Raw genomic sequence first — 21,041 nt, 5'->3', positions numbered from 1 at the left:
TGAGGAGTTTAGCTCTGAAGGAAGGCCGCTAACTGGGTGAGCTTTTGCCACGCCGCGCCACTGGCCAAGACCGATCGCGCCAAACCGATGCCTTGGTCAAGGCGATCGACCTGCTCCCCAACTTCCAAGGCTAAGGCGGCATTAAGCAGGACCGCATCCTGCTGAGCCCGCGTCCCCTTCCCTTGCAAAACCGCTTTGAGAATATCGGCATTCTCTTCAACACTGCCGCCCTTGAGTGCGACCGTCGGGGCCTGGGTCAAACCCAGATCGCGGGGATCGACAACCTGCTGGCTGAGCTGCCCTTCGCGCACGATCGCCAGATCCATGCAGTCGGCTAGCCCCCCTTCGTCCAGACCTTCGCGACCATGCAACACGATCGCCCGACGAACTCCGAGTTCCGCCAAGGCTCCTGAGATCGTGGGCAGCAGCCCGGGATTGTAGACCCCAATGACTTGCCCCGTCGGGCGGAGCGGGTTGACCAAGGGGCCCAGCAGATTAAAGACGGTGCGTACTCCGAGGATTTTGCGGAGCGGAGCGACGGCTTTCATGGCGGGATGCCAGCCTGGGGCAAACAGGAAGGTAATGCCGACCTCATCCACTGCCGCATGGATGCGATCGCTCGGTGCTGTCAGGTTAAGCCCCAGAGCTTCGAGGACATCCGCTGACCCCACCCGACCAGAGGCAGAACGATTGCCATGCTTGGCAACTTTGACGCCAGCCGCTGCCGTCACAAAAGCCACGGCCGTTGAGATGTTGAAAGTTTCGGCACCGTCACCACCGGTCCCACAGGTATCGACAAGGGGCTCCCGGCGATCGCTCGCTTCAACTGCAACGGCCTGTTCTTGGAGCACCTGCGCCATGGCCGCCAGTTCTTGAGCAGACACGCCCTTACTCTGCAAAGCAGCCAAAAGTGCCCCAGACAGAGCCTCGGGCAGGGTGCCCGACGACCACTGCTCCATCAAGGCTCGGGCCTGCACTGCCCCTAGCGACTCGTGATTTAACAGACGCTGCAGCAGGACTTGAGCTTCGGCGAAGGCAGGCGGGGCAACGAGCATGGCGGCAGTTCGGACAATTGGCTCGATTTTAGAACCGATCGCGCCAGGTACTCGCAGGATTCACCCTGACTGCTTAGGAGCCGACGGGGGTTCCAGACAAGCAGCCAGCGTTGCCGCCACCGACGCCGACAAAGCCGGGAGGTCGTAACCCCCTTCGAGGCCAAACAGAATAGGAATCTGCAGCGATCGCAGCTGCTGGGTCAGGGCCCCGTAATCCGCTGGCTGTAACCGCATGTTGGCGAGTGGATCGGCTGCTGCCGCATCGTAGCCGGCACTGACAATGAGCAACTGCGGCTGCCAAGCGCGCAAAAACGGCAGCACGATCGTCTCAAAACACTGGCGATAGTCCTGCCCATCGCTGCCAGGGGGGAGGGGGAGGTTGCGAACATTTTCATAAAAGCCAGTCTCCGAGGCGGAGCCCGTGCCAGGGTAAGCCGGACTTTGGTGGAGGGAGACGTAGGCGATCGCCGGCTGCTGTTCGACTAAGGCTTGCGTCCCGTTGCCGTGATGGACATCCCAATCGACGATCGCAACTTTCGTCAGTCCTTGAGCGAGAGCATAGCGGGCTGCGATCGCGGCATTGCCAAACAGACAAAAACCCATGCCATGGGTGGCCAGCGCGTGATGTCCGGGGGGGCGAGTCAGGGCAAAGGCCGCCTGAGATTGCCTGGTCAGCAAGCGATCGATGCCATCCAGCCAGACGTTAACGGCCAGCAGCGCTACCTCGTAGCTCGCGGCGGAGCAAGGCGTATCCGGATCCAAGGAGCCGCCGCCCCGCTCAGCCAAGTGCTGAACGCTGTCGATGTAGTGCAGCGAGTGGCAAGTCTCGATCCAAGGCAGGGGCGATCGCGTCGCCAGATCGGTGGGCAAATACCAGTCGAGAGCCGTACTCCAAGGTTGCGATCGCAGATGGGTCACCGTCGCCGATAACCGCTCTGGCCGCTCCGGATGACCTAAGCCCGTGTCATGGTCCAAAAAGCGATCGCTGTAGACAATCGGCAATCGCCCTGATAGGGCCTGCTCAAGGTTCATGGCCAGCTACTGTTCGTCTTCCGCGAGTCTATAGCGAGTTGATCAGTCTCACTCAGCTCTCTGCACAGCGGCTATTGCCAAGGTTTTAGGGCGGTCATTGCGACGCGCTGGAGGACAGGCAAGTGGCAAGCTGGAAACAACAGCCACTTGAGGAGGTTCCTGTGAACTTTGGTGCTGGCCCCAGTCCATCGCCTTGGCGCAGTCTCGCCACAATCGCGGTGATCGTGTTGGTGCTCTCAGTTCTGCCCAATTGGCTGCGCGATGCCTTGTTTGGGCTGGTTGGGCTGCTGATCCTGCTGCCCATTCTGGGCATTCTCGGCCTGCGCTGGTGGATCAACCGCAACTTAATCAACGCTCCTTGCCCAGTCTGTGGCACCCCGGTTAGTGGGATAGGGCAGTCGACACTGCAATGCCCAGGCTGTGGCGAAGTTTTGCAGGTCAAAAATCGGCAGCTTGTCCGCGTCACACCGCCAGGAACCCTCGATGTGCAGGCGGTCGAAGTGCAGGATCTCGACGAGGATTAGCGCCCCGACAGATTGAGCTGGTAGGGATGGCTCTGGCCCTGGCGATCGCCGACGTAGATGTTGTAGACTCCAGCCGGCCAAACGCCCACGTGCTGGGGATTGCGTCCGCCTTGGCCCACGGAGCAGAAGCGCCCTGAAGGGCCTTCGATCAGAAGTGTGGGATTGCCTGCAGCCGTCACACTGATGCGCAGATAGCCTGACTGTTCCACATACTGCGGGCTGATAGTCACTTGCTCGCTTGGGCGGTTGCCAATGTAGCCACAGTCGCTAGCACGACCCCCTCCAGACATGCCAGACATTTGCAAGTTTGGGGCTTGCTCAATACGCACTGACCCAGCCTGAGCGATCGAAATCGGTAAGACGGCAGCGATCGCAAGTAAAGACCAGAAGAAGTAACGCATATTAGGCCAACCCTCCAATGCTGCTGCCTCTACTTCATTCTGAGTGGCCGCCGAGCTTCACCCGAGGGGGATCTGTGGCTGTTCCTTAAGCGTCCTGCAGATCGCCCTACCGGCAGTTCGCTGTCTCAGAAAGGGCAAATCCTTTCTCAGGATCAAGGCGCTGCCTGGGAAAGTCACGCCAATTCTGTAGCACCCGTAGCAGGAGCAGCGCGTAGATTGTAAACAATCACTACACAGATAAGATTCGAGATAGCAGTATTGACGGCTCGTCAAGCCATAGTTACCTTGTGTAACAATTCAGAAAGACTCTGAAACAGTTGCTGTCTGAGACAGCTTGTTCATCTGCAGTGCCGGAGGCTCCCATGCTCCCCCCTCTCCCCGACTTTTCCCTCAGTGTTGAACAGCAGTTTGATCTGCAGAAGTACCGTCAGCAGGTGCGTGACATCTCACGGGAAGACCTCGAAGATCTGTTCATCGAAGTGGTTCGCCAGAAGATGGCACACGAGAACATCTTCAAAGGCATGATTCGCCAAGGAAGTTAGACCGTGTGCAAGACTTGCCCGCGAAGCGTTGTTGACTCAGCGATGAGCTGTTGAACTTCCGGGCAGCCCCAGTTTTGCCAACGAGGGCACGAATCGAGTCTAGATACCTCAAGTTCCACGACTGCGATCGCTCGCCATTGATCAATTGTGAGCAAGGCTCTAATCTAGAACACCGTCTTGGACTTGACCGCTGTGGCTACGCGGGTCAGTTTGGCTGGAACGGCTAGGTTGCAGATCCGCTGAGAATTCTGAAAGGTTGCCTCGAGCGTTGGTGTAGGGCAGAGGCTGGGCTTCGACCAGCGCGTCGAGGTTTGCTGCTAGGACTGAACGCGGTAGCTCACCAATACTGATGCCTTGGGGCTGGCCTTGACCGTTGAGATAGACAAACTGCGGAATGCCATCGACGTTGTAGTCCAAAACCTCAGGCAGCCATTTGTCGTTGTCGATGTTGAGCATGACAAAGTCGAGGCGATCGCTGTAGTCCTGTTTGAGAGCCGCAATGCGGCCAGCCATGGCTTGGCAACTGGTACACCAGTCGGCGTAGAACTCCAGCAGCATGGGGCGATCGTTAGCGATCGCAACTTCGTAGGGCGTAGCTTGCTCGGCCAAACTTGCTAGCGATGCAGCGGCTGATGGCTGACGAGACCCCAGCACCACTAGGATGGTGAGTACGAGTGCTGCGGCAATCACCAAGATGTTGCGAAGACGGCTGGGTACAGAATTATCCGCAGTCATGCTGCCTCAAGGGTGGCCGGAACAGTCCCAGTTTATCGAAGCCGAGGAGTCTGAGGCAGTGGGACCGCAGCCATGAAGAAGCGCGTGACCCTCACGTTTCCACGACGGATTGTCCAAATGCCGATTACCTATCGGCTAGCGACTGAATTTAATGTGGCAGCCAATATTATTCGCGCCCAGATCACGCCTAACCAAAGCGGCAAACTGGTAGTCGAGCTATCCGGCGATATCGATGCGCTAGAAGCCGCGATCGACTGGATGGGGATGCAAGATATTAATGTCTCGCTCACCACTGCTGAGATTGTGATCGATCGCGATCGCTGCGTCGATTGCGGCCTTTGTACAGGGGTTTGCCCAACTGGCGCTCTGCGACTTGACCCCAAGAGCTTTCAGCTTCAGTTCGATCGGCCGCGCTGTAGTGTCTGTGAACAGTGCATTCCCACCTGTCCGGTACAGGCGATCGCCACTAACTTGTAACCGAACTATGGCCTCCGCTTCTCATAAAAATGCCCTCTTTATTCCAGCTTGGTGGCTGGTTATTTTTACTTATATTGCCTTTGGTTGGTATTGGCATAGCCTCCTCGAAAACCTCGAGAGAATGCCATTTTTTCGGCAATTTCCAATCCTCTTCTGGCCTTTTATTATTATTGTCAACTTGATTATTATTAGCCTTTGTACGGTTCCACGCAGCTTTATTAATTCACGGGTTTTAAGTTGGTTTGATTCCAGTCTTTTTTCCTTTATCTTTATGGTTTTTGCCAGTGTTTTTACGGTCTTGATCCTGACCCATATCAATGCACTGGCTACTCTGCTGGTGCTGGGCACGGTGATTGCGATCGCCCGTCTCGACTTGCAAATTCGCGCTTACTCAACGCGGCAATCTTGGCTGTCACTGCTGTTGGCAGCAGTCATTGGTTGCAGCCTCGGGATTACCGCCCATACTTGGCATCAATCAGATGTTGTCATGCCCGAGCGATCGCAGACGCGCTCTCAGCCCATAGAATCCTCGGCTCAGTTCGCTCATCCGTCCAAGGAGCCTTTGATTCTGAGTCAGTCGCGCCTGAATTAACCGACTAGGTGACTGTCTCCGCAAGCTTGAGATTAACGGTCTAGTTGTTGTAAACGCTGCTCTAAGCTGCGATCGCTCTGACGCAGATAGTTCCAATAGTTACTGAGGACTTTCTCGACGTAATCGCGCGTTTCAGGGAAAGGAATCTGCTCTAACCAGCGATCGCGATCTCTACGGCCAAAGCGACGCACCCAATTTTCGACATTACCGGGGCCAGCATTGTAGCTAGCGATCGCAAAGAGACTGTCCTCGCGCCAATAGTCCAAGACATTGCGAAGATAGCGACTACCCAACTGGATATTGGTCTGAGGATCGCCCAAATCGTATTGCTGAAGCCCCAGTTCTGCCGCCACTTCAGCGGCCGTTTCTGGCATCAACTGCATCAAGCCTCGCGCCCCAACGACTGATGTCGCTCCTGGCAAAAAGCGCGACTCTTGGCGAATCAGACCTAATACCAACAGCGGATTGAGGCGATCGCGCTGGGTTGCTGCTGTAATTTCCTCTTTGAAAACTACTGGATACAGGGTGCTGACAAAATCCGATCGCTGCCGCAACGGGCTATCGATCGGCAGACCTTTGAGGAGACTCGCGGCGCGATCGTAGCGGCTGATGCTGGCCTCCAGCAGAGCGGAGATAAAGCGATCGCTGGGGCTGGGATCGCGGCTAGGGCCTTCCTGTTGCCAGAGCCGCCAAGCATCTTCCGTCTGGCCGAGGGCATAGAGCTCTTTCAGAACAGCAGAACCCGCGGGTAACGCTTGGGGAGATTGGGCTTGCGGCCAAGCCGGTTGTTGCGCTTGAACTTGGGAAAAATCCCCAACCGGCCAACCCAGTGCCGCCGCTGATCGCCAGGCGTAGTAGGAATCGGGATGCTGCTGAAGTACCCATTGCCAAGCTGCTTGAGCCGCGTCAGTTTGCCCCAGCTGAGTCTGCCAACGACCTAACCAAAAGCCTGCTTGGGCTGCCGCTTCGATGGTGGGGCTGCGATCGCGGGTTTGAGTCACCAGGGCGATCGCTTGGGGTAGATTGCCAGCCTCGGCTTGCTGCCAAGCCTGTTGCCAACGCAGGGCAGCCGCTTCAGGTGAGGCGGGAAACCGTTGCAGCAAAATCGGGCGGTAACGCGGTTCAGTGGCGGCTGCTAGGCCCAGGGCCTCGGGCAGACTAAGAGCAAATTGCCGCTCTAGCAGTTGCAAATAGCGATCGCGATTGGCTGGGTCCAAGCGCACGAGATGGACTAAAGCCCGCTCCCGTTCAGGGGACTGAGGGAAACGCTGGAGCAGCTGTTGGTAGAGGGTCCGCGCCACCTCAGGTTGACTGGTCAGGTCGAGACTGCGCGCTTGCCGATAAAGGGTTTCATCGGTCTGGGGCGATCGCGCGTAGAGGTCTGCTGCCGTTGCATAGTCATCGCGTTGCCAATAGGCATCAGCAATTTGTTGGCGATCACGGGCAGTCAGATTGGGCAGAGCTTGCAATTCCGACAGTACGGCATCGATATCAAAGCGATAGCGACCGAATTGGGCAATCTGCAGCAACCACCGTTTTGCTTCTGCGGGCTGCCGTTTCGCCAACTGACGCGCCAACTCATTGCTGGCTGGATAGCGAGGCCAGCGCTGGATCGTTGCTGGGGCGAGATCCCACTGTCCCAAGGCCAGGACAGCCTCTGCCTGCACAGGACTCTCGGGATAGGTATTGAGCAGTTGCCGCCAGGTTTCGCGGGGGTCTTGGCCCAGTTGCGTCTGAACTTGGGCACGGAGTTTGAGGATGTAGGGACCCAGCAGCGGATAGGAGCGTTCTAGTCCTTGCAGGGCTTGCAGGGCCGCTTGGGGCTGATCTGGGGCGATCGCCAGGGCGTAGAGAAAACGAGCCCGCTGACGAGTGGCGGCATCCATGGCAAAGCGCGATTGCCAGCGTAGCTCTGCAAAATCCGACTGACGCAGCGCGATCGCAGCTTCCGGGGTGGGCGATCGCCACCAAATCCCCAACAAGACAACGACTGCTGCCGCTCCAAGGCCACCTCCACCGACCAAAAACCAGGTACGCCGCCGGCGCCAGAGCGATCGGGCTGGGGGCCGAGTCTGGGATGTCGAAGGGGAAGAAGGAGCAGACATCGGCCTAGGGTAACACTGCAACCGCTAGAATCTTCTGCGGGTTCTCTTCACCCATCTCTATGGTCAGCCGTCGTCGCTATCGTTGGTTTGGGATTAGTCTGGCTGTCACAGCTCTTGTCTGGATTGTGCGAGGTCTGGGCTGGCTAGGCTTCCTGCCAGGCGCTATCCTCTGGCTACTCTTGTTAAGCTCTGCAGTTCTTGGATTGCAAGCACTCTACGCCCCCCGACGCTGGCGTTAACCCGGCCTCAGGATTCCGATCCTCTTGTTTTGTCCAACTGCAAAGGTGTGTGGAATGGTCTCAGCGACACGTTGGGAGACAGCGATTGAAGTTACTCCTTGGATCGCAGCGATCGCTGAGCAGGTTCCGCTGTTTGGAACCGATGGCATTCGCGGTCGCGTCGGTGAGCATTTGACAGCGCCACTGGCTCAGCAGGTCGGCTTCTGGACTGGACAGGTGCTGCGGCAAGCTGGGGGCGATCGTGGGCCAGTCGTCGTCGGCCAAGATTCGCGTAATTCCAGCAACATGCTGGCGATGGCGCTCTCTTCAGGGCTGGCCGCCGCGGGTGTGGAAGTGCTGCACCTCGGCCTGTGTCCCACGCCCGGTGTCGCCTACCTGACCCACCACAGTGAAGCGATCGGCGGGGTGATGATTTCCGCCAGCCACAATCCACCCGGCGATAACGGCATCAAGGTGTTCGGGGCCGATGGCAGCAAACTCGATCGCCAGCTCCAAGCCGCGATCGAAGCGGGCCTGCGCGGTCAGCAAACCAGCCTGCCAGCGACGACTTGGGGGCAACATTACTACCAGCCCCAACTCGCGGATCACTACCAAGCGGCGATCGCTCAATCCTTGGGACAGCGAGCCAACCTGCAAGGGCTCAAGATTGTCCTTGACCTCGCTTGGGGGGCTGCCGCCCTACTCGCTCCTCGACTGTTCCGGGAACTCGGCGCTGAGGTGATCGCCCTGCATGACCTGCCAGATGGTAATCAGATCAACGTCAACTGCGGCTCGACTCATCTGGCACGGCTACAAGCCGCTGTCCTTGAGCAGGGCGCAGACATGGGTTTTGCCTTTGATGGCGACGCCGATCGCGTTTTGGCCGTCGATGGACGGGGCCGTAGCGTCGATGGCGACCACATCCTCTTCCTCTGGGGACGGGAACTGGAGCAGCAACAGCAGCTTCCGGGTCAGGCAATTGTGACGACAGTGATGGCTAATCTGGGCTTTGAGCGAGCTTGGCAAGCCGTGGGTGGCGAATTTGTCCGCACCGCTGTCGGTGATCAGTATGTGCAAGCGGAAATGCAGGCTCGCGGGGCGATGCTAGGCGGCGAACAGTCCGGGCATATCCTTTGCCGTCACTACGCATTGACGGGGGATGGCACTTTGACAGCTGCCCATGTTGCAGCCTTAGTGCAAGCTAGTGGAGTTTCTCTTGCTGACTTGGTTGACCAGAGTTTCCGACCCTATCCGCAACTGCTGCGCAATGTGCGCGTGGAAGATCGCGATCGCCGTTGCAACTGGCAGAACTGCGCGGCTCTGACCCAAGCGATCGCAGCGGCAGAGACCGATATGGGCGATCGCGGCCGCGTTTTGGTACGCGCCTCCGGCACGGAACCGTTGCTGCGGATCATGGTGGAAGCCGAGGAAGCCCAGCAGGTTGAACATTGGACCACCCATCTCGTGCAAGTGGCGGAATCACACCTGCTCTAGCGCTAGACCTCTAGCTCTTCGAACTCGATCACCTGCCCTTCCCAGTCCTTGACCAGAAAGAGGAGGGGTAGTTGTCGTTTGAGCTTGAAGGGCAACCCTTGAGCTTGAATGCGGCTGAGGATCTGCTGCAGACCATCGCGATCGAAGGACACCTGCCGCAGGCGTTGGTGATCGCCAGGATTCGCCCCAGCGACCACATGCAGCTGGGTTTTACGCTTGAGGCGATACCATAGCCCATCCTGCGGGCGATCGCGACCCAAACGGGACGGGGCGGCGATGCCGAGAGATCCGTCGTACCCCAAACCAGCCAGGCCTTGTTCGGTGTTGTAGTAGTAATTCAGCGGCACATCCGCTGCCACCAGCCCCAGCACCCGCTCATAGAAAATCTGCGCTTGGGCTAGGTCCGAGACCAGAACAGTGTGAACCTTGGGCGTACTGCTCAGGAAGAGCCAGAGTGCCCCGGCATAGGCCGCCAACAGCCCGATCATGATTCCCTGGGTCGAAAACATCAAATCCCAAGGCACGAGGGAAGCCAAGAGTTGCGGCGAGGTCATGGTTAGCAAAGGGACGACAACCAGCTCCCAGCCTACCGACGGCGATCGCGATCGCAGGCAGAAGAACTACTCCATTCTCCGCTCTGCTTCATGAGCCTGGTGTCGAGCGATCGCCCAGTTCAGCACCAGACCTAGCTTCAGCGATTGAGGAAGTCGAGAATGCCGGCCGCGATGGCTTGGGACATCTGGGCGCGAAACGTGGGATCCGCGAGGCGAGGCGCATCCTCAGCCCCCGTCACAAATCCCACTTCCACTAAACTTGAGGGCATCGTTGTCTGGCGAATGACGTAGAAACGCGCTTGCTTGACACCACGATTGCGCATGTCGGGGAAGAACTGCATCATCCGGTCTTGGATGGCCTGGGCGAGTGGTCGACTGGCTGCCGAGAAGAAGTAGGTCTCGATGCCGTTGACGTCTGGCCGACTCATGCTGAGAGCATTGGCGTGGATGCTGACGAAGACCGTTGCTCGTGCTCGCTGAGCGATCGCCACGCGCGGGGCTAAATCAACCTCACGATCGTCTTGCCGCGTCATCACCACCTGTGCCCCCTGCGCTTGGAGCAGTCGGGTGACCTGAGTAGAGATATCGAGCACGATATCCGTCTCACGGATGCCACCAATCCCGATCGCGCCGGGATCGCGCCCGCCATGGCCGGGATCGATCACAATCACTGCCGGTCGCGTCAGGGGCGGCAGTCCGACTACAGAGGGCTGAGGAATCGGGTTTAGGTTGGGCACCAGCGGCGTCAGGCGAGGCGGTGCCGTCGTTAGGGCCGGCAGGCTCGCTTTCGGTAGCATCAGCCCCAGTAGACCTGCTGCTGTCATCACCGGCGGTTCTAAACGACTACCGGGGCGCGTCCGCAGGCGGATGACAATGTTATTTCCCTGACGATTGATTTCAAAGCGCGCCAAGCTCAAGGGCGGCGGCAGAGTCCGAAAGTTCAGGGGAAGCTGGGTATCAAAGAGCGTCAGCTGATAGTTACCACCGAGGTCTGGCGTCCATTCAAAGCGCGGCGGTGCATCCGTGCGAAAGATGAGTTGACCTTCTGCATCCGCATCGATGCTGCGCAAATTGTTGACTGCCGCCTGGGCGATCGCTGGTTGGGTGGAGATTGCTTCGAGGCTGATCAGCGCCGGTAGACAGGCGATCGCCACAGCAGCGCTCCGGGCTAGCCAGCGTTTACTCACGCCTCTTTCTCCTATTGAGAACAGTTATCAAAGGCCATGATGCACTTCGCCGGGGTTCAGTTCCCTAGCGGCGTCCGCGACCCCGGTCATCATAGCGAGCTGCCTCAGTTTCGGAAATGAGTCGGGCACTGGTGAATTTGAAGGCTTCGCGGCTCAGATAGGGGTAGTCACTCACCCAGAGATCCAAGGCGGGCACGTAGGCGTCGCTGTAGGCTTCCAGCTTGGCCAGCTGCGGATCGTTGGAAAACAGGAGCAACTGCACTAGTTGCCCCCGTCGCAATTTCTTGTAGTCGTTTTTGATCGGGACCTGTAGCCGCAGCTCAAAGTCGTTCTCGTCCAGCAGCTCCAGATTGACGCGAGTTTCGACCTTGTCAATCAGCACCAACCGCCCCTGGGAATTGACCGTTTCCTCTGTACCAATGCGGGCTTGGCTGCGGTAAAGATCAACGATCTCCCCCTCCCAAAAGGCGGCATAGCGATAGCGGCGCAGGCGGTAGTTGCGTTGAGCAGCGATCGCGATCGGTGCCCACCACCAAAAGAAGCCGCCCAGAATGCCGACGACGAGGGCAATTTCCCCGGAGACCCCCGCCAGGGTTTCGGCCAGCAAGGCAGCCACCGCTACGATCACGGAGATCAGGAGCCGCCGCAGAAAGTCCTGAGGCTTTCCCCAGCAGTAGCGATACTGCGGCCCCGTCGCGATCGCAGGAATCAGTTGCCTCGTACTGGCTTCGGTGATGGGAATCAGCATGGTCCTGCGTTAGGGAATGCGATCGAGGCCGTAGATCAGCCCCGTCAGTTGCCGCACCTTCCGCACTGCTAACAGCACACCCGGCATATAGCAACTGCGATCCATGGTGTCGTGACGCAGGGTCAGAATTTCACCGGGCGCACCAAAGATCACCTCTTCGTGGGCAATCAGTCCCGGCAGACGGACGCTGTGAATGCGGATATTTTCAGGGCCAACAGCACCGCGGGCGCCGGGCATCGTCTCCTTCTCGGTTACCTTGGGAGGATTGAAGGTTTTGCCCAGTTCTGCCAGCATCTGCGCGGTTTTGATGGCCGTGCCACTGGGCGCATCCGCCTTTTGGTCGTGATGCAGTTCCAAAATTTCGACGTGGTCGTAGAAGCGGCTGGCCTGAATCGCTGCCTGCATCAGCAGCACCATGCCAATCGAAAAGTTAGGAATTACCAAGCAGCCAACGCTGGCTTTTTCGGCAAACTCCGCTAGTTCCTGCAACTGCTCATTGTTTAAGCCGGTGGTGCCCACAACTGGCCGCACACCATAGGCGATCGCCTTGCGGACGTTGTCATAGATGCAGTCAGGGTGGGTGAAATCGACAACAACGGGCACTTCCCGCTCCTGCGAAGCCAGGCAGAGCATTCCTTCAAGGTCATTGGTCACCGGCACTTCCAGCGGCCCAAGCCCGACAATCTCGCCGATGTCTTGCCCCTGCACATCCGCACTGCGGGCGATCGCCCCCACGAGGGTCACATCATCCGCCGCTGCGATCGCCTTGATCGTTTCGCGCCCCATCTTGCCAGTCGCCCCATTGACAACCACAGGAATCGGGTGAGCCATAAACCAGTCACAGAATCTTGCACTGTTGCCATTGTTTCCTGAAATGGCGGGGCGCGGTCGAAACCGCCTTAGCTCTTAGGGGAAAAGGAGCGATCGCCATTCTGTCAAGTTTTATGAAGTTACTTGTCAAAAGGGATTGCAAATTGTATCTGCGATCGCCGGGAGGCCCCACCCAGTCTGGATTTTCTGTTAGAACTCAATCTTGAGTGATTTGTCACGATTGGGTATTTTTGCCGGCCCTGTACCCGATCGCCCGCATCTCGAGAACACGCCGGAGGCTGCTAAGCGCATGTTCACCCAGGTCAAGTCCGCAATCCGTCGCATCGTGCCCGAGGACCTTAACGGGCGATCGCGGCTGAAAGTGGTCTACGTCGTCTTGGAAGCGCAGTATCAGAGTGCGCTCTCGGCCGCCGTCCGATCGATCAATGCTGGCTCCCATCAAGTTGCTGTTGAACTGAGCGGCTACCTGATCGAAGAACTGCGCGATCCCGAAAACTACGACGCCTTTAAAGCCGATCTGCAGGATGCAGATATCTTCATCGGCTCGCTGATCTTCATCGAAGACCTAGCTGAGAAAGTGGTCAGCGCCGTGCAACCGGTGCGCGATCGCCTTGCCGCCTCGATCGTCTTCCCCTCGATGCCGGAGGTGATGCGCCTCAACAAGCTCGGCTCCTTCTCGATGGCGCAGCTGGGCCAAAGCAAGAGCGTGATCGCCAGCTTCATGAAGAAGCGCAAGGAAGCGGGTGGAGCAGGTTTCCAAGACGCCATGCTCAAGCTGCTGCGTACCCTGCCGAACGTCCTCAAGTACCTGCCGGTTGAGAAGGCACAGGACGCTCGCAACTTCATGCTTAGCTTCCAGTACTGGCTGGGGGGTTCGCCAGAGAACCTGGAAAACTTCCTGTTGATGATTGCCGATCGCTACGTCTTCAAAAAAGACAGCGACGTCAACGTCAACTTTGAAGAGCCAGTCGTTTACCCCGACCAAGGCATCTGGCACCCGCTGGCACCCCAGATGTTTGAGGACTTGAAGGAGTACCTCAACTGGTATCAGTCGCGCCAAGACCTGCCCAAGCAAGATGGTCCAACCATCGGCCTGGTGCTGCAGCGCAGCCACTTGGTCACCGGCGACGATGCGCACTACGTGGCGGTCGTTTCCGAGATGGAATATCGCGGTGCCAAAGTGATTCCCGTCTTCAACGGCGGGCTGGACTTTTCGAAGCCGGTGCAGCAGTACTTCTTCGATCCCCTCGATCCCGAGACACCGATCATCGACGCAACCGTCTCGCTGACCGGCTTTGCGCTGGTGGGTGGCCCTGCGCGCCAAGACCATCCCAAGGCGATCGAAACCCTCAAAAAGCTGAATCGTCCCTACATGGTGGCGCTGCCGCTGGTCTTCCAAACCACGGAAGAGTGGGAAGAGAGCGACCTCGGTTTGCACCCCGTGCAAGTGGCGCTGCAAATCGCCATTCCTGAGCTAGACGGCGCGATCGAGCCGATCATTATGTCTGGCCGCGATAGCGCCACCGGCAAAGCCCACACCCTGCAAGATCGGGTCGAGATGATCGCAGAGCGATCGATCCGCTGGGCCAACCTGCGCCGCACGCCTCGCGCCACTAAAAAGCTGGCGATCACCGTCTTCAGCTTCCCGCCGGATAAGGGCAACGTTGGTACGGCGGCCTATCTGGACGTGTTCGGCTCGATCCATCGCGTCATGGAAGAGCTGAAAGCGGCAGGCTACACCGTGGAAGGGATGCCGAAGACCGCCAAGGAGTTGATGGAGGAAGTCATCCACGACGCCCAAGCCCAATACGCCTCGCCGGAACTGAACATCGCCTACCGCATGTCGGTGAGCGAATACCAGCGGCTGACGCCCTACGCGGAACGCCTCGAAGAAAACTGGGGGCCACCTCCGGGACAGCTGAACAGCGACGGCGAAAACCTGCTGATCTTCGGTAAGCAGTTTGGCAACGTCTTCATCGGCGTCCAGCCGACCTTCGGTTACGAAGGCGACCCGATGATGCTGCTCTACAGCCGGAGCGCTAGCCCTCACCACGGCTTTGCTGCCTATTACACCTACCTCAACCACATTTGGGGGGCGAACGCGGTGCTGCACTTCGGCACCCACGGCTCGCTGGAGTTCATGCCTGGTAAGCAGATGGGCATGAGCGGTGCCTGCTACCCCGACAACTTGATCGGCACGATCCCCAACCTCTACTACTACGCGGCGAACAACCCCTCAGAAGCCACGATCGCCAAACGACGGGGCTATGCCGAAACGATCAGCTACCTGACCCCACCCGCTGAAAACGCGGGTCTCTACAAGGGTCTGAAGGAACTGAGCGAGCTGGTGGGCAGCTACCAAACCCTGCGGGAAAGTGGCCGCGGTGTCGCCATCTGCAACTCGATTGTGGAAACCTGCCGTCAGGTCAACCTCGACCAAGACGTCGAACTACCGGACGTTGATGCCGCAGAACTGAGCGCCGACGATCGCGATCGCCTAGTGGGCAACGTCTACCGCAAGCTGATGGAAATCGAGAGCCGTCTGCTGCCCTGCGGTCTGCACGTGATTGGCAAACCGCCAACTGCCGAAGAAGCGATCGCCACCCTCGTCAACATCGCCAGCCTCGATCGCGATGAAGAAGGGATCACCGGCCTACCGACCTTGATTGCCCGCAGCCTCGGTCGCGAGATGGAAGAAATCTTCCGCAGCGCTGATCTGGGCGTGCTGGATGACGTCAACCTCAACCAGTCGATCACCGAAGCGGTTCGTGCTTCAGTGGCAGCGATGGTGCGGGAAGTCACCGGCAGTGATGGCCGTGTCTCGCTGGTCAAACGCTTTGGCTGGATCGAAAAGCTGCTGGCTTTCTTCAACATCAAACTGAAACCGGCCTACCAACGGGCTTTGGAAGCCAAGGGCTACAAGGTTGATGAGGATGCGCTGAAAGTCCTGTTCGACTATCTGCAATTCTGCTTGGAGCAAGTCTGCGCCGACTTGGAAATGCAGAACCTCGTCAAGGCGCTGGACGGCGAATATGTGATGCCCGCGCCGGGTGGCGACCCGATTCGTAACCCCAACGTGCTGCCGTCCGGTCGCAACATTCACGCGCTGGATCCCCAGTCGATTCCGACGACCGCAGCGGTGCAATCGGCCAAAGTCGTGGTCGATCGCCTGCTCGATCGCCAGCGGGCAGAAAATGACGGCAACTGGCCAGAAACAATCGCCTGCGTTCTCTGGGGCACCGACAACATCAAGACCTACGGCGAGTCGCTGGCGCAAATCCTCTGGTTTGTCGGCGTCAAGCCGAAGCCGGACAGCCTCGGTCGCGTCAACAAGCTGGAGCTGATTCCGCTGGAAGAGCTGGGTCGTCCCCGCGTCGATGTGGTCGTCAACTGTTCGGGCGTGTTCCGCGATCTGTTCATCAACCAAATGGCGCTGATCGACCAAGCGGTGAAAATGGCTGCCGAAGCTGATGAGCCGCTGGAGATGAACTTTGTGCGCAAGCACTCGCTGGAGCAAGCCAAGAAGCTGAACATTGAGCTGCGCCAAGCGGCAAGCCGTGTCTTCTCCAACGCTTCCGGTAGCTACAGCAGCAACGTCAACTTGGCGATCGAGAACAGCAGCTGGGAAGAGGAAAGCGAACTCCAGAACATGTATCTGGAGCGTAAATCCTTCGCGTTTGATAGCGACAACCCCGGCATGATGAACCAAAATCAGGAACTGTTCCGGGAATCGCTGAAGACAGCGGATGTTACCTTCCAGAACTTGGATTCGTCGGAAATTTCGCTGACGGATGTGAGCCACTACTTCGACAGCGACCCGACCAAGTTGGTGGCGAGCCTGCGGGAAGACGGCAAGAAACCGGCGAGCTTCATTGCCGACACGACCACGGCGAATGCCCAAGTGCGGACGCTAAATGAAACGGTGCGGCTGGACTCGCGGACGAAGCTGCTCAATCCCAAGTGGTACGAAGGGATGCTGAACAGCGGTTATGAAGGCGTGCGGGAAATTGCTAAGCGCTTGAACTACACTTCGGGCTGGTCAGCGACGGCGGGCGCGGTTGATAACTGGGTCTATGAGGAGGCGAATACGACCTTCATTTCTGATCCGGAAATGCAGAAGCGCCTGATGGATCTCAACCCCCACAGCTTCCGCCGCATGGTGGGCACGCTACTAGAGGTTGCAGGTCGCGGCTACTGGGAAACCAGTGACGAAAATATCCAACGCCTGCAAGAGCTCTATCAAGAGGTCGAAGACCGAATCGAAGGCGTCGAATAACTAGAGCCTAGGGCAATTCGAACATATCCCAACAACTCCAAGAGGTACTTATGCTAACGGTACTCTTGGAGTTTTTCTTTGTTGATCCTTCACCTTGGAAAACAAACACACTTAATAAACTAGGTAGCTAAGATAACAACAAACCCAGAGGAATAACTGGAATGGCTTTTAAGATTAGTCCCAAGTATTATTCGACCAAATTAGACTCGGGTTTGTTGGAGGACATTGTAGATGTTTATGAAGATAAGGTCAGGGGATGGCTAATAAATTGCGGAAGGATTTTGAATCATCATGAGCACGCAGGGTTCGGTGTCTTACAAACAGCGCTTGCTTATTTTGAAAGTTATACAATCTTTTTCAGGGGTGAAGATAGCTACAAGAGATCAAAGGAATTTTTCGCAGAAGGTTTCAATTCTGTTTTTCCCAAGCCAAGTCAATATCAGCAGTCAATATGGGATGAGTTTATTAAAATTCTCTATAAAGATGGACGTTGTGGACTTTCTCACTTTGGGATGACGCGAACAAAAGTTTTACTTCAGGATGGCTCGCCTACCTTTAGGCTCATGATCAACTCTCAAGACAACTCGATTCAGTTTATTCTTGTTGACAGATATTCATTGGTCGATAGTATTGACCAACATTTTTCAAATTATGTAATGACAATCCGTGATAAATCTGAATCACACTTAAGAAACAATTTTTATAAAGCATGGCAACTGCTACATTCGTAAATCCTATGAATTTTAGGGAGCGATTGCCTATGTAAGTAACAGTTTTGCCTTATCTGCAGTCAGAGAAATGACTGGAAACATATCGCCTTCATGGCGTCCCGTCTGCGCGATTCATTGGCAATTCTTAGAAAGAGAACGAGGTTTATCTCCAGTGGATCTGGACTACCAGCGTGGCTGAAAGTCAGAACCAGAGCGATCGCACCCTGATCTACATCCCACAGAGCAAGGCATTGACCTCTCCGTCGCTTCTCTCCCTTGGGTGTTGCTTATGGTGCAATAGGATACAGCGACAGAGCCAAAGAAGATAAACCTTCTCAGTTGGGTAGGAGCAGTGTTTGACCTAGAGCACGTTAGTGATGTGCTCCAGGAGCTTTCTGGGTCTGGGGGTAGGAGTGTTGGTGTCCATTAAGCCAGATCAAAGTCTTGACAAGAGGACTAATCTACAAGGTGGTGATTATTCAACCCTAACGGGGTACTGCTTTATGAAGCAAAGGAGAAAGCCTTGGCTAAAGTAGAGATTCAGTTATTAGTCAGAGATGTATATGTTAGCTAGCTATTTAAGTCTCTCGGTAGCAAGCTCTTATCATGAGACTGTAAAATTCTGCGATTATATATTAACCTCTAAGTGTTAACTCAAAAATGATTCCAATTCCTGACCTTTCTTATTTTGCTGTTTCTGGATTTATTTCTCATTTGAGGCAGCATTACAGTAAAATATGGTCATCTTCGCTTCTTTTGCATGATTGTGAATTGGATGAATGGGATACAGCATTAAGCGATCAAAACCCTCAACTCGCTTGGTGGCTACATAACCGAACAGGTCGTACTCCTAATATTTACTTGCCTTATACCCCAAACATTAAATTCTTGCATTCTAATCATGTATACATAGAAGAGATTTTAAAACCCGCTCACAACAGAATAAGAGCCTTTTTGCAGGAGTTAGGGGCAGAAGACATTGATGCTTACATGGCAGATAGTAACGATTGGCTCTCTACTCTTTTTTGCGGCAAAAAACAGGCACATGAAGCGGCTCGAATTGCTGCTAAAGGGTTTGGGATTAACTTGTCTGAATTACCAGCGATCGTTCTTTGGGCAAGCTTTGATAGCTCTCGTATAGTTATTATCTTGCCTAATAAGACTGACAGAAATATTTATGAATACATAAAATCTATTTATTGGTCAATTATTACATCCACCGAAAATATGGCTAGCAAACATGGATCAATTAAGATTGACAACCTAGAAAAGAAGATTAAAGAAAAGCTTGAGAAGTCACACTATATTAAAGATTATCAAGTCAAGATAAGAAATATCAAAACCCTCAGTCTTGTTGAACCAGTTTACAAAATCCTAACTTCTGCTGCTAACGAATATAGCTCCTTTTTTGAGGATTCGATTCTTAATTTTGAAGCCAAAGTTCAAGAAAATTTTAATCGCAAATCAAACTTTTCTATAGTTAAATTTTCTGAGTTGTCGAAATCAGAAATTATCCGGTTATTACAAAGAGAAGGATTCATAAAAATTAGAGAAGGAGGTGGACACGAAATTTGGCAGCATCCTCAATCGAAGGGAATTACTCCTGTTCCTAGACATACAAAGATATCTCCCTTTGTTGTTAAAAGCATTGAGAAAAACATTATAGAAGCTAGAAAAGTTAGCTAAATTTACCGTTGTACTACTGGAACTCTCAGGAAGAAAGCAGCTAGAGATTATCTGTAAATACCTAGGTTTACGCTGCTGCTTTTCCGCGAAAGCTTTGATAGTTTATCATTTTATTGAGCTTCACTTACAGATGGCGATCGCACCTAGGTTTTTTGCCTGCGGTCCCCTGATCAGGCGACCCGATTTTGAATGGCGCGATCGCTAGCCAACGATTCTCCAAGTCCTTGCCGCACCGGATTACTGCGAAAAAGACGGCTACGGGCAACAAACCCTGAGGGTTGAATTGGGCGATCGCCATCAACGAGCCCATCTACACCCATATATCTCAGCTAGCGTTGTGCGCGACGGTTAACTTGCCGTAAGTACCGGAAAGCGTACTCTTGATGAAGAGTTGAGCATGCGTAGAGGTTTGTCATGATCAGGATTACTGCTACTGAGGCGTGTAGCAACCTCAATCAGCTGATCGATGAATCTGATATCAGCTTCTGTTAGATCAGGAAAGTCATCAATAATTTCATCTATAGATATACAAGTAGACATCCAAGCATTAGCCGGAGATATATATGTTATGCATTACGCGGACAAGAAAAGTTGTAAAGTTAGTTGACCATGAAGAATACGTGAGTTGAGGACAAAAAGCATATGTATAAGGTTTTCGGAGATATGTTGTCTGGGAACTGCTACAAGATCAAATTACTGATGCAATTTATTGATATGCCCCATCAATGGGTTCATGTTGACATACTTGCTAACGAAACTCATACCAAAGAATTTAAGCGGATGAATCCAAATGCAAGAATACCAGTCGTAGAGTTGGATGATGGCAAGTATCTATGGGAGTCTAATGCAATCTTGAATTACCTTGCGGAAGGAACTGAATTTCTGCCACAAGAAAAGTATGAAAGGGCTAAAGTCTTACAGTGGCAGTTTTTTGAGCAATATAGTCACGAGCCATATATTGCAACAGCAAGATACATCAATAAGTACTTGGGATTACCCAAAGAGCGGGAAGCAGAATATCACGCGAAGCAAGCTGGTGGGCATAAGGCTCTTACCGTGATGGAACAACATTTAGCTGAAAATAGATTTTTCCTTGGTGTGAATGCATCCATTGCTGATATCAGTTTGTATGCATACACGCATGTCGCCCATGAGGGTGGCTTTGATTTGTCAGAGTACAAAAATATTCAGCGATGGTTCAAAGATTTTGAGAGCATTCCTGGCTACGTAAAAATGGCGAGAGAAAACGCGTAACAATCCGCTTGCACACCGACCGTATCAAGGGTATCGGTTAGGAGTGAGAGAGCGTCGCAGCGGCTGAAGCGGAACGTTGAGCTGCCGAGAAGTGGCAATGCAACAGAATGAGGAGATAGCGATGAAGCTTGACCAAGCGCTAGTCGACGCTGCCATTGATCTCTTGGAACAACGCTTTCCAATGGCAGAAGGGATTGCGGCAGCTTTATACACGGACGACGGTCAGATCCTAACGAGCGTTGTCTTCCAGCCTGAGTGGGGCGGGGGTGGATTGTGTGCCGAAACGGGCGCCATCTGTGAAGCAGTGAAGTTAGACAAACGGATCACGGCTTCGGTGTGCGTCTCGCGGTTGTCGGGCGATGGCCCAATTATGATCCTGACCCCGTGTGGAATCTGTCAGGAGCGCCTATTTCACTGGGGAGAGAGCGTGGAGGTCGCCACGCCCACCGCTCAAGATGCTCGCAGGTGGATCGCCAAGACGCTTGGGGAGGTCCAGCCGTATTACTGGGCGAAAGCTTTTAAGGAGTGATCCGTGGGCTAGGTGACGTCGAACAGAAGTTTAAAGCAGCACTGACCTGTGTAACTAAACGATGTTCGCGATCGCTAGCTAATGATTCTCC

At 55.0% G+C, this 21,041-nt stretch carries 21 protein-coding genes and 1 pseudogene; 11 read left to right on the top strand and 11 right to left on the bottom strand.

The window, feature by feature from the left end; translation table 11 throughout:
- Window positions 1–8: 8 nt before the first annotated feature.
- Window positions 9–1,055, bottom strand: coding sequence for an anthranilate phosphoribosyltransferase (trpD, locus tag SYC_RS10495; protein WP_011244279.1), 1,047 nt, complete (start codon window positions 1,053–1,055; stop codon window positions 9–11).
- A gap of 60 nt (window positions 1,056–1,115) precedes the next feature.
- Window positions 1,116–2,087 carry a histone deacetylase family protein gene (locus SYC_RS10490; RefSeq protein WP_011244278.1) on the bottom strand — a complete coding sequence of 324 codons (972 nt, stop codon included), beginning with the start codon at window positions 2,085–2,087 and terminating at the stop codon, window positions 1,116–1,118.
- A 122-nt stretch (window positions 2,088–2,209) separates the two neighbouring features.
- Between SYC_RS10490 and SYC_RS10485 the strand changes: the two genes are divergently transcribed.
- On the top strand, window positions 2,210–2,611 hold the full coding sequence (locus SYC_RS10485) for a hypothetical protein (protein WP_011244277.1): 402 nt from the start codon (window positions 2,210–2,212) through the stop codon (window positions 2,609–2,611).
- Here the strand turns inward: SYC_RS10485 and SYC_RS10480 are convergent.
- The gene (locus tag SYC_RS10480; RefSeq protein WP_011244276.1) at window positions 2,608–3,012 is read right to left on the bottom strand and encodes a hypothetical protein; all 405 of its coding nucleotides are present in this window, start codon (window positions 3,010–3,012) and stop codon (window positions 2,608–2,610) included. The two genes, SYC_RS10485 and SYC_RS10480, sit on opposite strands and share 4 nt — an antisense overlap.
- Window positions 3,013–3,374: 362 nt before the next feature.
- Between SYC_RS10480 and nblA the strand changes: the two genes are divergently transcribed.
- Entirely contained in the window at window positions 3,375–3,554 is a 180-nt protein-coding gene (nblA, locus tag SYC_RS10475) for a phycobilisome degradation protein NblA (RefSeq protein ID WP_011378330.1), read from the top strand.
- Between the two features lie 159 nt (window positions 3,555–3,713).
- On the opposite strand, the gene txlA is transcribed toward nblA, so the two are convergent.
- Window positions 3,714–4,289 (bottom strand): thiol:disulfide interchange protein TxlA, encoded by a 576-nt coding sequence (gene txlA, locus SYC_RS10470; RefSeq protein WP_011244274.1) that lies wholly within the window; start codon window positions 4,287–4,289, stop codon window positions 3,714–3,716.
- 72 nt (window positions 4,290–4,361) lie between these two features.
- Here txlA and SYC_RS10465 point away from each other — a divergent pair, with 72 nt between their 5' ends.
- Window positions 4,362–4,766 (top strand): NIL domain-containing protein, encoded by a 405-nt coding sequence (locus SYC_RS10465; protein WP_011244273.1) that lies wholly within the window; start codon window positions 4,362–4,364, stop codon window positions 4,764–4,766.
- Window positions 4,767–4,773: 7 nt separating this feature from the next.
- Window positions 4,774–5,358: a hypothetical protein gene (locus tag SYC_RS10460; RefSeq protein ID WP_011244272.1), complete on the top strand. Its 585-nt coding sequence runs from the start codon at window positions 4,774–4,776 to the stop codon at window positions 5,356–5,358.
- Window positions 5,359–5,390: 32 nt separating this feature from the next.
- Here the strand turns inward: SYC_RS10460 and SYC_RS10455 are convergent, their stop codons facing one another.
- Window positions 5,391–7,463 (bottom strand): transglycosylase SLT domain-containing protein, encoded by a 2,073-nt coding sequence (locus SYC_RS10455; protein ID WP_011244271.1) that lies wholly within the window; start codon window positions 7,461–7,463, stop codon window positions 5,391–5,393.
- A gap of 59 nt (window positions 7,464–7,522) precedes the next feature.
- Here SYC_RS10455 and SYC_RS10450 point away from each other — a divergent pair, with 59 nt between their 5' ends.
- Window positions 7,523–7,702, top strand: a complete 180-nt coding sequence (locus SYC_RS10450) for a hypothetical protein (RefSeq protein WP_049749333.1) — start codon at window positions 7,523–7,525, stop codon at window positions 7,700–7,702.
- A gap of 54 nt (window positions 7,703–7,756) precedes the next feature.
- Window positions 7,757–9,175 (top strand): phosphoglucosamine mutase, encoded by a 1,419-nt coding sequence (gene glmM / locus SYC_RS10445; RefSeq protein ID WP_011378332.1) that lies wholly within the window; start codon window positions 7,757–7,759, stop codon window positions 9,173–9,175.
- Window positions 9,176–9,177: 2 nt separating this feature from the next.
- Here the strand turns inward: glmM and SYC_RS10440 are convergent, their stop codons facing one another.
- The 4 genes from SYC_RS10440 to dapB form a co-directional block, all read right to left on the bottom strand.
- Window positions 9,178–9,729 carry a hypothetical protein gene (locus tag SYC_RS10440; RefSeq protein WP_011244269.1) on the bottom strand — a complete coding sequence of 184 codons (552 nt, stop codon included), beginning with the start codon at window positions 9,727–9,729 and terminating at the stop codon, window positions 9,178–9,180.
- Between the two features lie 137 nt (window positions 9,730–9,866).
- The gene (locus tag SYC_RS10435; protein ID WP_011244268.1) at window positions 9,867–10,916 is read right to left on the bottom strand and encodes an N-acetylmuramoyl-L-alanine amidase family protein; all 1,050 of its coding nucleotides are present in this window, start codon (window positions 10,914–10,916) and stop codon (window positions 9,867–9,869) included.
- Window positions 10,917–10,980: 64 nt separating this feature from the next.
- Window positions 10,981–11,664, bottom strand: a complete 684-nt coding sequence (locus tag SYC_RS10430) for a hypothetical protein (RefSeq protein ID WP_011244267.1) — start codon at window positions 11,662–11,664, stop codon at window positions 10,981–10,983.
- 9 nt (window positions 11,665–11,673) lie between these two features.
- A complete protein-coding gene (dapB, locus tag SYC_RS10425) occupies window positions 11,674–12,495 on the bottom strand; it encodes a 4-hydroxy-tetrahydrodipicolinate reductase (protein ID WP_011244266.1) in 822 nt (273 codons plus the stop codon).
- 289 nt (window positions 12,496–12,784) lie between these two features.
- Between dapB and SYC_RS10420 the strand changes: the two genes are divergently transcribed.
- Both SYC_RS10420 and SYC_RS10415 read left to right on the top strand, forming a co-directional pair.
- The gene (locus SYC_RS10420) at window positions 12,785–16,771 is read left to right on the top strand and encodes a magnesium chelatase subunit H (protein ID WP_011244265.1); all 3,987 of its coding nucleotides are present in this window, start codon (window positions 12,785–12,787) and stop codon (window positions 16,769–16,771) included.
- Window positions 16,772–16,932: 161 nt separating this feature from the next.
- Window positions 16,933–17,502 (top strand): hypothetical protein, encoded by a 570-nt coding sequence (locus tag SYC_RS10415; RefSeq protein WP_039755600.1) that lies wholly within the window; start codon window positions 16,933–16,935, stop codon window positions 17,500–17,502.
- Between the two features lie 208 nt (window positions 17,503–17,710).
- On the opposite strand, the pseudogene SYC_RS14250 reads toward SYC_RS10415, so the two are convergent.
- Window positions 17,711–17,788 (bottom strand): annotated as a pseudogene (locus SYC_RS14250) (hypothetical protein); the annotation flags it as partial.
- Between the two features lie 353 nt (window positions 17,789–18,141).
- Between SYC_RS14250 and SYC_RS10410 the strand changes: the two are divergent.
- Window positions 18,142–19,167 (top strand): type II toxin-antitoxin system HicA family toxin, encoded by a 1,026-nt coding sequence (locus SYC_RS10410; protein ID WP_011244264.1) that lies wholly within the window; start codon window positions 18,142–18,144, stop codon window positions 19,165–19,167.
- Between the two features lie 170 nt (window positions 19,168–19,337).
- Here SYC_RS10410 and SYC_RS13880 read toward each other — a convergent pair whose 3' ends face one another.
- Window positions 19,338–19,487 (bottom strand): hypothetical protein, encoded by a 150-nt coding sequence (locus SYC_RS13880; RefSeq protein ID WP_155813922.1) that lies wholly within the window; start codon window positions 19,485–19,487, stop codon window positions 19,338–19,340.
- A 379-nt stretch (window positions 19,488–19,866) separates the two neighbouring features.
- On the opposite strand from SYC_RS13880, the gene SYC_RS10405 reads away from it, so the two are divergent.
- Window positions 19,867–20,421, top strand: coding sequence for a glutathione S-transferase family protein (locus SYC_RS10405; protein ID WP_234701770.1), 555 nt, complete (start codon window positions 19,867–19,869; stop codon window positions 20,419–20,421).
- Between the two features lie 97 nt (window positions 20,422–20,518).
- On the top strand, window positions 20,519–20,950 hold the full coding sequence (locus SYC_RS10400; protein WP_011244262.1) for a cytidine deaminase: 432 nt from the start codon (window positions 20,519–20,521) through the stop codon (window positions 20,948–20,950).
- Window positions 20,951–21,041: the final 91 nt, after the last annotated feature.

The organism is Synechococcus elongatus PCC 6301 (assembly GCF_000010065.1).
In the GTDB taxonomy this organism is placed as follows: Bacteria; Cyanobacteriota; Cyanobacteriia; order Synechococcales; family Synechococcaceae; genus Synechococcus; species Synechococcus elongatus.
Note: the sequence above shows the minus strand (reverse complement) of the source record. Positions and strands in the feature narration are given on the sequence as shown.